Annotated in this window: 10 protein-coding genes; 8 read left to right on the top strand and 2 right to left on the bottom strand. The window is 67.4% G+C overall.

From position 1 onward, the window contains the following. Window positions 1-19: 19 nt before the first annotated feature. The 5 genes from gcvH (at window position 20) to EZE58_RS13070 (ending at window position 5185) form a co-directional block, all read left to right on the top strand. Window positions 20-418 carry a glycine cleavage system protein GcvH gene (gcvH, locus tag EZE58_RS13090; protein ID WP_009377400.1) on the top strand — a complete coding sequence of 133 codons (399 nt, stop codon included), beginning with the start codon at window positions 20-22 and terminating at the stop codon, window positions 416-418. A 183-nt stretch (window positions 419-601) separates the two neighbouring features. Next, entirely contained in the window at window positions 602-2149 is a 1548-nt protein-coding gene (locus EZE58_RS13085; RefSeq protein ID WP_009377398.1) for an L-serine ammonia-lyase, read from the top strand. A 559-nt stretch (window positions 2150-2708) separates the two neighbouring features. After that, window positions 2709-3209, top strand: coding sequence for a diaminobutyrate acetyltransferase (ectA, locus tag EZE58_RS13080; protein WP_346773187.1), 501 nt, complete (start codon window positions 2709-2711; stop codon window positions 3207-3209). A gap of 155 nt (window positions 3210-3364) precedes the next feature. Further along, window positions 3365-4678, top strand: coding sequence for a diaminobutyrate--2-oxoglutarate transaminase (gene ectB / locus EZE58_RS13075; protein WP_009377394.1), 1314 nt, complete (start codon window positions 3365-3367; stop codon window positions 4676-4678). Between the two features lie 105 nt (window positions 4679-4783). Then, on the top strand, window positions 4784-5185 hold the full coding sequence (locus tag EZE58_RS13070; protein WP_009377392.1) for an ectoine synthase: 402 nt from the start codon (window positions 4784-4786) through the stop codon (window positions 5183-5185). Between the two features lie 192 nt (window positions 5186-5377). On the opposite strand, the gene EZE58_RS13065 is transcribed toward EZE58_RS13070, so the two are convergent. Further along, window positions 5378-6883 (bottom strand): alanine/glycine:cation symporter family protein, encoded by a 1506-nt coding sequence (locus EZE58_RS13065; protein ID WP_009377390.1) that lies wholly within the window; start codon window positions 6881-6883, stop codon window positions 5378-5380. A gap of 294 nt (window positions 6884-7177) precedes the next feature. Here EZE58_RS13065 and EZE58_RS13060 point away from each other — a divergent pair, with 294 nt between their 5' ends. Together EZE58_RS13060 and EZE58_RS13055 are read left to right on the top strand one after the other, a co-directional pair. Next, window positions 7178-7885, top strand: coding sequence for a hypothetical protein (locus EZE58_RS13060; RefSeq protein WP_009377388.1), 708 nt, complete (start codon window positions 7178-7180; stop codon window positions 7883-7885). A 199-nt stretch (window positions 7886-8084) separates the two neighbouring features. After that, window positions 8085-8900: a glycerophosphodiester phosphodiesterase family protein gene (locus EZE58_RS13055; protein WP_009377386.1), complete on the top strand. Its 816-nt coding sequence runs from the start codon at window positions 8085-8087 to the stop codon at window positions 8898-8900. 7 nt (window positions 8901-8907) lie between these two features. On the opposite strand, the gene EZE58_RS13050 is transcribed toward EZE58_RS13055, so the two are convergent. Continuing rightward, window positions 8908-9378 (bottom strand): pyridoxamine 5'-phosphate oxidase family protein, encoded by a 471-nt coding sequence (locus EZE58_RS13050; protein WP_009377384.1) that lies wholly within the window; start codon window positions 9376-9378, stop codon window positions 8908-8910. Between the two features lie 190 nt (window positions 9379-9568). On the opposite strand from EZE58_RS13050, the gene EZE58_RS13045 reads away from it, so the two are divergent. Next, window positions 9569-11956, top strand: coding sequence for a DUF255 domain-containing protein (locus tag EZE58_RS13045; protein WP_009377382.1), 2388 nt, complete (start codon window positions 9569-9571; stop codon window positions 11954-11956). The last annotated feature ends 74 nt before the right edge of the window (window positions 11957-12030 follow it).

Raw genomic sequence — 12030 nt, 5'->3', positions numbered from 1 at the left:
ACAGCAGAAAGGGAAGATCATGGCTGATCTGCCTGCACTTCCGAAGGACTTCTCGTACTCCGCTGAGCACGAATGGGTCAACCAGGGCCCCGACACGATCGCCGGACAGACCGTGAAGATCGGCATCACCGCCGTCGCCGCCGACGCCCTCGGCGAGGTCGTCTACCTCGATCTGCCGAGCGTCGGCGACGGCGTCAAGGCCGGCGAGACCTGCGGCGAGGTCGAGTCGACGAAGTCGGTCTCCGACCTCTACTCGCCCGTCGGCGGGGAGGTCACCTCGATCAACCAGAAGGTCCTCGACTCTCCCGGGCTCGTCAACTCCGATCCCTACGGCGAGGGCTGGCTCTTCGAGGTCAACGTCGACGAGGTCGGTGTCGTCATGGACGCCGACAGCTACGCGAAGAACAACTCGCTGTAGACCAGCAGGGTGGGTGGGACGCCGCAGCGCCCACCCCACCGTGCAGAACCCGTGTCAGGCGGCCCCAGCGCCGTCGGAATCGGGTTCTGCGAACCGAAAACGACAGGGTCGGTCATATCCGCAAGCGTCCGGATGCGGCCGACCTTGTCGTTCCCGCACATGACCGTTCCAGGGAAGGACACCATGCCTCTGAGCGTCTTCGACCTCTTCACCGTCGGCATCGGCCCGTCGAGCTCCCACACCGTGGGTCCGATGCGCGCGGCCGCGAGCTTCCTCGACCTCCTCGGCGAGAAGCTCGAGTCCGTCGCGAGCATCCGCGTCGACGTCTTCGGTTCCCTGGCTGCCACCGGTGCCGGTCACGGGACCTTCGACGCGATCCTCCTCGGCCTCGAGGGATGCCGTCCCGACACGGTCGAGGGCAACGAGCTCACCGCCCGCCGCACCCGGATGGCCGAGACCGGCGAGATCATCCTCGGCGATGCCACCGGCCAGGGCGTCGAGCTCGCCTTCACCGAGGCTGACATGGTCAAACGCCCCCTCACGGTCCTTCCCCGGCACACGAACGCGCTCACCCTCACCGCCTTCGACGAGGCGGGGGAGCCCCTGGCGGAGGAGACGTACTACTCCGTCGGCGGCGGCTTCGTCACCTCGGAGACCGAGTTCGTCGAGAAGGAGAGGGCCGCGCTTGTCGACGACGCCCTTGTCGAGGACGCTGACGCCCCTGTCGAGGATGCCGACGAAGGGTTCGACGACGAGGTCGACGACCCGTCGAACGCGGACGAGGACCAGGAGTTCGCCGTCGCCGAGGCGGTCATCGACGCCGAACTCGAAGCCGCCAGCGAGGAACTGCCCTACCCGTTCCACTCCGCCGCCGACCTCCTCGAGCAGTGCCGGAAGAACGAACTCTCGGTCGCCGAGGTGATGCTCGGCAACGAGCTGACGATGCGCGACGAAGACGAGATCCGTCACGGGCTCCTCCACATCTACTCGGTGATGGAGGAGTGCGCGGCGAATTCGCTCGACCGCTCCGGGCATCTGCCCGGGGGCCTCAAGGTGCGCCGGCGCGCACACGACTGGTACCTCAAGCTCAAGGCCGAGGACCCCGACCGGGATCCCCGCTACTACCTCGAGTGGGTCAACCTCGTCGCGATGGCCGTCAACGAGGAGAACGCCTCGGGCGGCCGGGTCGTCACCGCCCCGACCAACGGTGCGGCCGGCATCATCCCCGCCGTCCTCCACTACGCGCTCAACTACGTCGACTCCGTCGTCGACGGAGGAGAAGGCGCGAAGCACGAGGCGATCATGACCTTCCTCCTCACCGCCGCCGCGATCGGCGTCCTCTACAAGGAGCGGGCTTCGATCTCCGGCGCCGAGGTGGGCTGCCAGGGCGAGGTCGGATCCGCCTCGTCGATGGCCGCCGGAGGACTGGCCGCGGTCATGGGCGGCACCCCCGAGCAGGTCGAGAACGCCGCCGAGATCGCGATGGAGCACAACCTCGGACTCACGTGCGATCCGATCGCCGGGCTCGTCCAGGTCCCCTGCATCGAACGCAACGCGATCGCCGCGGGCAAGGCGATCAACGCCTCCCGGATGGCGCTCTGGGGCGACGGGCAGCACCGGGTCAGCCTCGACGAGGTCATCGAAACGATGCGCCAGACCGGTGCCGACATGAGTTCGAAGTACAAGGAGACAGCGCTCGGCGGACTCGCCGTCAACGTCGTCGAGTGCTGATCCGCGCGGGCACCTCGGCGACCGTCCGCGGCCGACGACGACCGTCCGGCCAAGGTCGACGACCGCCCGGAGGAGGATCGGGTTCGAGAACGGGTCGATTTTCGCACCGGATCCTCCTCGGGAGGCTGTGCCGCGGTCGACGGTCGGCGACGTTCGGGTGGTCCGCGGCGTCGCGCGAGCGACCGCCGGAGTCGGCGCGGAACTCCCGAGGAGGATCGAGTTCGATGTGGGGTCGTTTTTCGCACCGGATCCTCCTCGGAGGGGCCGCCCCTGAGGAGAGCGGCCCATCCGGGGGATCGGGAGGGCGCCTCGGTGACGCCGCTGGCCGCTCCCAGCGCCTGGAACTCGAGTTCCACGTCACGATAAATGTAACGAACCGATAACGAAGACTTCCGCCGAGGCGGCCTCGACGACTCGATCCGGCGATCCCCAGAGATGCTCTGGGGAAGCTCCGCTGCGCTCACGGCGCGATCCCGGCGGTGCTCCCGGTCGCACCGGGGCGAATCGGGGGTGAAATCGCCGAGGCGAGATTGACGCCGGAAGTCATCTCGTTAGGTTGGTGGGCGTGAGAAACGCACTCGCTCAACCGAAGACGGAAACCGACGTTCGGACTCCCTCGCTGGAGGACGGACAGCATTTGTGGCGGCTGGCGAAGGATTCGGCCGTCCTCGATCTCAACTCCTCGTACTCGTACCTGCTGTGGTGCCGGGACTTCGCGGACACCTCGGCGATCGCGTGGATCGAGAACGAACCCGCAGGGTTCGTCACCGGGTACACGCGACCCGAGTCACCGGACACCCTGATGATCTGGCAGGTCGCCGTCTCCGAGCGCTTCCGCGGCCGCGGGCTGGCCTCGACGATGCTCCACGCACTCGCCGACCGGACCGGGGCCCTGCGCCTGGAGACGACGATCACCGACGACAACGCGGCCTCGAACCGCCTGTTCCAGGCCTTCGCGGAGCAGCGCGGAGCCGGCTTCGACCGGCGGCCGCTCTTCACCCCGGACCTCTATCCGGACGGCCACGACACCGAATACCTCTATGAGATCGCCCCGCTCTGACCGCGGAGGGGTGGCGCACACCTCGCCGAGGCGGTGGTCCGGAACGCTCCGACCGCCTCGGCGACCATCCACGCACCATTGCCGGGCCCGACGCCCGCACCCGCAGACGACCGGCGACCCGTCGGCCTGCATCAGCAGTCGAAAGGAATCACACGATGACGACGACCAGCACTGATACGACGACCGAGACCACCCCTGACATCTTCGAGACCCGCGAATCGGCGGTGCGCGGATACTCGCGTTCGTGGCCGGCGACCTTCGCCCGCGCTCAGGGCCCCAAGCAGTGGGACGAGGACGGCAAGGAGTACCTCGACTTCTTCTCCGGTGCCGGCGCGCTCAACTACGGGCACAACAACCCGGCCGTGATGACCCCGCTCGTCGAGTACCTGCAGTCGGGGGCCGTGCTCCACTCGCTCGACATGAAGACTCCGGCCAAACGGGAGTTCCTCGAGACCTTCGAAGAGCTCATCCTCAAGCCGCGGGGACTCGACTACACGGTGATGTTCCCCGGCCCGACGGGGACGAACACCGTCGAGGCGGCGCTCAAGCTCGCCCGCAAGGTCACCGGGCGCCAGCACCTGCTCTCATTCACGAACGCGTTCCACGGGATGACGCTCGGGTCGCTGTCGGTGACCGGGAACTCGATGAAGCGCGAGGGTGCGGGCATCCCGCTGACGAACAGTTCGAAGATCCCCTACGAAGACTACCTCGACGGGGAGACCCCGGACTTCCTCTGGCTCGAGCGGGTGCTCGAGGACTCCGGCTCTGGTGTCGACAAGCCCGCGGCGATCATCGTCGAGACCGTCCAGGGCGAGGGCGGCGTTCGCGCTGCCAGGGCCGAGTGGCTGCGGGAGCTCTCGGCGCTGTGCAAGAAGCACGACATCCTCCTCATCGTCGACGACGTCCAGGCCGGCTGCGGTCGCACAGGAACGTTCTTCAGCTTCGAGGACGCCGGCATCGAACCCGACATTGTGTGCCTGTCGAAGTCGATCTCCGGGTCGGGCCTGCCGATGGCGCTCACGCTCTTCCGCCCCGAGCTCGACGCCTGGGAGCCCGGTGAGCACAACGGGACGTTCCGCGGCAACAACCCCGCTTTCGTCACCGCGACCGCGGCGCTGAAGACCTTCTGGGCCGACAACGGCTTCCAGAATCGGCTCGCCGACACGATCGCCCACCTCCACCAGCGCCTCGACCAGATCGCTGAGAAGGCCGAGGGGGCGACGGTCCGCGGGCGCGGCATGCTCGCCGGTCTGCTCTTCGACGACCCCGAGGTCGCCGGCCAGGTCGCGGCCGATGCCTTTGCAGGCGGCCTGCTCATCGAGACCTCCGGTCCGCGCGACGAGGTCGTCAAGATCATGCCGCCGCTGACGATCTCGGAGGCCGACCTCACCGCCGGGCTCGACATCCTCGAAGCCTCGGTGCTCAAGGTCGCTCCGGCTGGAGCTGAGGCTGCGCCGGCGATGGCCTGAGGCCCGGACGCTCCGGCGATGGGCTGAAGGCCGGATGCTTCGGCGATGGGCTGAGGCCAGAACGCTGGGCAGGACCGCAGACTTACCACTTCGAAAGGACTCTCCATGTACGTGATCAACCGTGACGACCTCAACGACACCGACCGCGACGTCCAGTCCGAGACGTGGCGCAGCCGCCGGATGGTGCTCGGACGGGAGGGCGTCGGCTTCTCCTTCCACGACACCGTCATCTACGCCGGCACGCGCTCGACGTTCCACTACCAGAACCACATCGAAGCCGTGTACTGCGTGCAGGGCGAGGGGACGCTCACCGACGAGGAGACGGGCAAGACCTACCCGCTCTCGGACGGAACGATGTATCTCCTCGACGGGCACGAGAAGCACACCGTCGTCGCCAACACCGAGCTGCGCATGGCGTGCGTGTTCAACCCTCCGGTCACCGGCCGGGAGGTCCACGACGAGAACGGCGTCTACCCGCTCATCATCGAGGAGACCGCCGCAGTGTGAGGTGCTGAGGGACTCTGAGGCGCTCGGGGGCTCTCTGCCGAAATCCTCACGCGCAGAAGTGACCAGTTTTCGCCGGATCGGTCAGGTCGCAACCTGACCTTCTCGGCGGAAACTGGTCACTTCTGTTTGCAGCGCCGTCGGGCTGCACGCCAGCGCGCCGCCGGCCCGCACCCGCGACCGGCCGGCGCCTTCTCAGCGGGTCTGCGCGCCCTTCGCGCCTTTCGCGCCCTTCGCAGCGTCCTTCTTCTCCCAGTACGCGCGGGTCGTCACTTCGTCCGAACCGTCCCACGCGTCGATGCCGGTGACACCGGGCAGGTCATCGCGGTTGAAGACCGGCTCGAGACCCTGCTTGCGCTGAGCGGTGTAGTTCTTGAGCACCTTGAGCGCGATGCGTCCGAGGAGGAAGACGGCCACGAGGTTCGTCAGCGCCATGATCGACATGAACACGTCGGCTGCCGACCAGGCCAGAGGCAGGGCGATGACGGAGCCGGTGAAGACGGCCGCCATGACGATGAGACGGTAGGTCATGATCGCCGGACGCGCGTTCTTCTTGAACAGGTAGGAGATGTTCGCCTCGCCGTAGTAGTAGTTGCCGAGGATCGAGGAGAACGCGAAGAGGAAGATCGCCACGGTGAGGAAGTGCACCGCCCACGTGCCCAGCTGCGAGGCCAGCGCGGTCTGCGTGAGGGAGGCACCCTGGGCCTCGTCATAGACGGGGTTGGACAGGAGGACGATGAACGCGGTGATCGAGCAGACGAGGATGGTGTCGAAGTAGACGCCGAGGCTCTGCACGAGACCCTGCTTGGCCGGGTGCGACACCGACGAGGTGGCTGCGGCGTTGGGGACCGAACCCATGCCGGCCTCGTTGGAGAAGAGGCCGCGGCGGATGCCCTGGAGGATGACGATGCCGATGCCGCCGCCGACGACGGACTGGATGCCGAACGCGTTCTCGAAGATGAGGGCGATCATCGCGGGGACCTCGGTGATGTTCATCGCGACGACGAGGATGCCGAGCAGCAGGTAGGCCCCGGCCATGACCGGGACGATGACCGAGGACCATGCTGAGATCCGCTGCACGCCGCCGAGGAAGACCGCGCCGGTGACGAGGGCGAGGAAGATGCCGAGGCCGACCGGCAGCCAGAAGCTCTGCGTGGTGTCGACGTTGAGGCTCGTCGCGGTGGCGTCGACGATCGAGTTCGCCTGAAGCGAGTTGAACACGAGGCCGTAGGTGACGGTGATGATGACGGCGAAGAACGCGCCCATCCACGGCTGCTTGAGCCCGACGCTCATGTAGTAGGCAGGACCGCCTCGGTAGGAGTCCTTGTCCTTGACCTTGTAGAGCTGACCGAGAGTCGATTCGACGAACGCGGTGGCCGCGCCGAAGATCGCCATCAGCCACATCCAGAAGATCGCGCCCGGACCGCCGATCGAGATCGCGAGCGCGATGCCGGCGATGTTGCCGGTGCCCACGCGCGAGGCCGCGGAGATCCAGAAGGCCTTGAACGAGGAGATCGACTTCGTGCCGTCCTTGTTCTCCCCGGGGCTCTCGCCGATGACGCGGAACATCTCCGGCAGCATCCGCAGCTGGACGACGCCGGTGCGGATGGTCAGGTAGAGGGCGACGGCGATGAGGACGACGATGAGCACCCAGCCGAGCCTGTCATTGACGAGTGCGATGAGGTCCTGGAGGGTTTGCATGCGATGGTCCAATTCGTCAGGAGTTCTTGAGAGTTTCCTCACCTCATTGTGCCACTCCGCTGTGAGCCGAGCCGCACCTGGGGAGCGTTCGGAAGGTGCGGTGATCCTTCCGTGCCGAGGTCAGGGCGCCCCCCCGCCGAGGCGGTCGGTGACTGAGATCACGGCCGTGCACTTCAGGCGTGGTACGCTTCGATGGATTCGACCCGAAGACATCGTGACGCAGCCTGCCGACGCATACCTCTGAGACTCCTACTCCGGCACCCACCCTGTTCAGTTCCCCTTGATGGAGTCTCCGTGAAACTCATCCGTCGCGCCGCCGTGTCCGCGCTCGCCGCCGTTGCCCTCGTCATCGCCCCCGCCGCCTCGGCGGACGCCGCGAATGTCTCGTTCGACGTCACCAAGCTGACAGCAGACAACCTCGTTGTGTCTGATTCGAACTGCAAGTATTTCAACGTCTACCTCAAATACCGGTCCTCAGGAACCGACTCGTGGACAGTCATGCCTGAAATCATTGGGCGGCACGGGTACGCAGGCGACCTGTTCTTCGCATCTACATTTCGTCCGAACGATGTTGACCGTGGGATGGTCTGCCCCAGCAGCGACGGTCTGGGGAAGTACACCTTGGGGCCCTCGGAGGTGACAGCGGAAAACTACAGCGGTGACTACTACGATCACTATGCCGGTACCGACCACACCAAGGGCAGCTTCTATGTCCGCGGCAAGGCCTACGCGTCGCTGTCCACCAAGCGCAGCGGGAAAACGGTGACCCTGACGTCGACGACCAAGGTCTACAGCCCGGAGGACTACGGCAAGGTCAACTACAACCCGAAGGTGAAGTTCCAGGTCAAGTCCGGCAGCAAGTGGAAGACCATCAAGACCGTCTCCGCCAAGAAGGGAAAGGCGACGCTCAAGGTGACGTCGAAGGGCAAGAAGACCTACCGCGTCACGTTCGATCAGGTCAGCTGGGCGACCGGGGCGACGTCGAAGACCGCGAAACGCTGACGCGGCCGTTCGCGAGATCCGTCCAGCGTCGATTCTCCCAGAAGTCAGCTCGCTCCGATCCAGGATTCACGTGCGCGCAACCCAAACATCACTCGCACATCGCCTCCCGAGACTAGGCTGATCCGCAATCGCCCTTGAGGTACCACGATGACGGCACCACCGGCACCGCCTCGGCGATCATCCCCGAAGGAGTCTCCCCATGCCCATCACCGTCCTCACCCATCCGCCAAAGGGCGGTGTGCGCACCCCGGTGCCGCCGCTCGTCATCGCACATCGAGGTGCGTCCGCGGGCTGGCCTGAGAACACGATCCCGGCGTTCGTCGCCGGGATCGATCAGGGGGCGGACATGATCGAGGTCGACGTGCACCTGAGTGCCGACGGTGAGCTCGTCGTCGTCCACGATGTCACCCTCGATCGGACGACGAACATTCGCACCCTCCACCCCGAGCGCACCGACACGAGAGTGAAGTCCCTGACCGCGGCCGAGATCGCCGAACTCGACGCGGGCAGCTGGAAGGACGAGTCGTTCGTCGGTCTGCAGGTCCCCACCCTCGCCGAGGTGCTCGCCCTCGTCCACACGACCCGCACCGGTCTGCTCCTCGAGGTCAAGCACCCAAACCTCTATCCCGGCATCGCCGAGGCGATCGTCCGTGCCTGCGATGAGCTGCCCGACTACCTCGACCGCTCTCTTGCCGCCGGCCTCCTCGTCGTCCAGTCCGCCGACTGGGACTTCGTCCGCGAGTTCCACGAGCTCGCGCCCGAGGTGCCCGTCGGTCTCCTCGGCCGCCCGACGCTCGAGCAGCTGCGCGAATTCGCCGCGTGGGTCGACCAGATCAATCCTGAGCACATCGACGCCGATGCCGAGTACCTGACGACCGTCCACGAGCTCGGCATGTCGAGCCTTGTGTGGACGGTCGACGCGGTGACCGACATGGAGAAGTCGATCGAGTACGGCGCCGACGGAATCATCACCAACGTCCCCGACGTCCTCGTCGAGGTCGTCGAGGAGCTGTAGGCGCCGCTCACTCCCGCGGAGCGCGAAGCTTTCCGCTCAGCGGGGTGTCCCACTCCGCCGGCTCCGCCACGGGGAAGCTCAGGCCGGTGATCTCGCCGGTGTGGATGCGGACGAACCGGTTCTTCCTGCCGCCCTGCCACGGGGTGACGTCGAGGGAGATCGTGTCGAGGAGCTCATCGGTGCGGTTGATCGGCTTCGCCGTGCCCTTGACGACGACGCTCCACGCGGTGCCGGTCTCCGGATCGAATCCGTCGACCTCGAAGGCGACCTGCGGATGCTCGTGGATCGCCTCGACCTTCGTGCCTTCCCCGGAGCGGAAGACGACCGAGGCGTGATCGACGGCGTAGTTGACGGGGAAGATCTCCGGGTGGAGATCAGCGCCGTCGCCGACGATGACGGCCAGGCATCCGATCGACGTGCTCCGCAGTCGGTCCCAGCACTCGTTGACACCGAGGACCATGGTCGGGTCTGCATTCATCGCGCTGCCTCCTGCTCTGGCCCGGCGGCCGTCGCCGGATGCGACTGCCGGCCCGGGTTCTTCTACGCAGTGTAGAAGAACTGTCAGTGGTGAGGCGCGGTCCGCCGCGATGCGGCACTCGCCGTCTCATCACGGGCACAGGTGCGGTTGCGCCCTCGCGGTCCCCGCGCGGAGATGAGACGCTGGAGGCATGGCCAACGAACTCGCAGCATCGACGAGCCCCTACCTCCGCGCGCACGCCGACAACCCCGTCGACTGGCGGATGTGGACGAAGGAGTCCCTCGCCGAGGCGGTCGATCGCGACCTCCCCCTCCTCATCTCCATCGGCTACTCCACGTGCCACTGGTGCCACGTCATGGCCCACGAATCCTTCGAGGATCCCCAGGTCGCCGCCCTCATCAACGACCGCTTCGTCCCGATCAAGATCGACCGGGAGGAGCTGCCCGACATCGACGCCCACTACATGAACGCCCTCCAGGCGATGCGCGGGCAGGGCGGCTGGCCGATGACGATCTTCGCGACCCCGACCGGCAGCCCCTTCTACGCCGGCACGTACTTCCCGCCGACCCCGCGCGGCAGCCTTCCCTCGTTCACCCAGGTCCTCGACGCCGTGTCCCAGACCTGGACCGACCGCCGCGCCGAGGTGACCGAGATGTCCCAGCGCATGGATCGAGGGCTTGCCGAGATGGCCACCGCCGTCACCGACGCCCTCCCCGCCGAGGCGGTCGCCGAGTCCCTTTCCGCCGACGAACTCGACGCGGCCGCCGCAGCGCTCCTCGACTCCTACGACCCCGCATGGGGCGGCTTCGGCAGTGCCCCGAAGTTCCCGCCGTCGATGAACCTCCTCCAACTCCTCTCCACTTTCGTCCGCTTGGGCGGGACCACCTCGGCGGGGGAAGGATCCGATGACGGAGACCCCGTCGCCGAGGCGAAGCGGACAGGACGGCTGAACGTCCTCGGGGCGGACGGCCACCTCACCGGTGAGCTCGTCCTCGACTGCCTCGTCGCCGTCCGGTCGACGTTCGCGCACATCGCCGCGGGCGGCATGCGCGACCAGATCCGCGGCGGCATCGCCCGCTACAGCGTCGACCGGCAGTGGTTCGTCCCCCACTTCGAAAAGATGCTCTACGACAACGCCCTCTACCTGCGCGCCGCCGTCGCGTGGGCCAAGGTCGAACGCAGCCTCGACCCGGCCTCGAAGTGGCTCGCCCTCGCCGAACGCGAAATCGACGACACTGCCGACTTCATGCTCGCTGACCTCTCCGACGGCGACCGCTTCATCGCCGCCCTTGACGCGGACTCGTTGGGGGCCGACGGGACGCTCGAGGAGGGGGCCGCCTACGTCGTCACCCCCGAGGAGTTCGCACCGGTCGACGGTGTCGGGGTGCTCCAGCTCGTCGATTCTCCGGCCGCCGCCGAGCTGCCGGGTCAGGTCATCGGGGCACCGCGGATCGTCGACTGGCTCGGAATGGACGACGTGCCCTTCGACGCCGATCACCCCGCGCCGTGGGCGACCGAGGGCACTGAGAGGCAGCGGTTGGCGCTGCGGGACCTCCTCGATGAACGGCCCCGGCCGGCGCGGGATGAGAAGACGATCACCGAATGGAACGCCTTGGCCATCACAGCCCTCGCCGAGGCGGCCCTCTACCGTCACCCGGACGACCGCGCCTCCGTGTGGGGGAGCACCGCGACCGCGTACTGGGAGGCGATGCTCCACCGGTTCGGCACCGGAGTCGGAGACATCGACGCGGCCCCAGACGAGGTCGAAGTTCCGGCCGTTCGCGACCTCGACGTCCGGCGCAGCTTCACCGGCGACGATCCCGGGCCGGGTGCCGCGGGATTGGCCGACTGGGCGCAGATGCTCGTCGCCGGCCTCACCGTTCTCCAGTTGCGCAACGCCGGGCTGGCCGATGGCGCGGGCGAGCATGCGCGGCCGCAAGTGAGCTTCGACGATGGCGCGCTCTCGCCGGCGGGGCTGACCGAGATGGCCGCGGTCATGCTCGAGAGGTTCACCTCGCGGAACGAGGACGGCACTCTCACCGTCGTCGACTCGGCCCCCGATGACCTCATCGGCGTCCGCGGCTCCGACCCGGTCGACAACGCCCTGCCCTCGGCACGGGCAGCGGCCGCCGAGGCGATGCTCCTCCTCGGCGAACTCGGAGTCGAGGGCAGCGCTGGGTCGGAGGGGCGCCTCGGCGACTGTGATCGAGACGATGCGGGCACCGGACGGACCGACGGGCACCAGTCTCTGACGACGGGGACGATCCTCGAGGTCCGCGACCGCCTGCTCGGGGTCTATCGGGCGCTCGCCCAGCGGGCACCGCGCGGGTGCGGGCACGCGCTCTGGCAGGCCGAACGGGCGCTCGCCCCGGTCCGCGTCGCGAGTCGCGACGATGCTCTGCGCACTCTCGCGTCGAAGCATCCTGCGGTCACGGTGCTCACCGATTCGACGGGGGTGCCGGATGAGAACGGGGAAGAGGTCGCCGTCCCCGAGGGCGCGGCGATCGTCTGCCGGGGATCGGCATGCTCGCTGCCGGTGAGGACGGCCGAGGAGCTGGCCAAGCTGCTGGACGGATGAGATCGGGAATCGCTTCGGCGCAAGGGTCAGTCGCCTCGGTGGCCGGGGGATCCCACCCAGCAGAGGGCGGTCCC

This window comes from Brevibacterium sp. LS14 (genome assembly GCF_012027885.1).
Lineage (GTDB): Bacteria > Actinomycetota > Actinomycetes > Actinomycetales > Brevibacteriaceae > Brevibacterium > Brevibacterium casei.
Note: the sequence above shows the minus strand (reverse complement) of the source record. Positions and strands in the feature narration are given on the sequence as shown.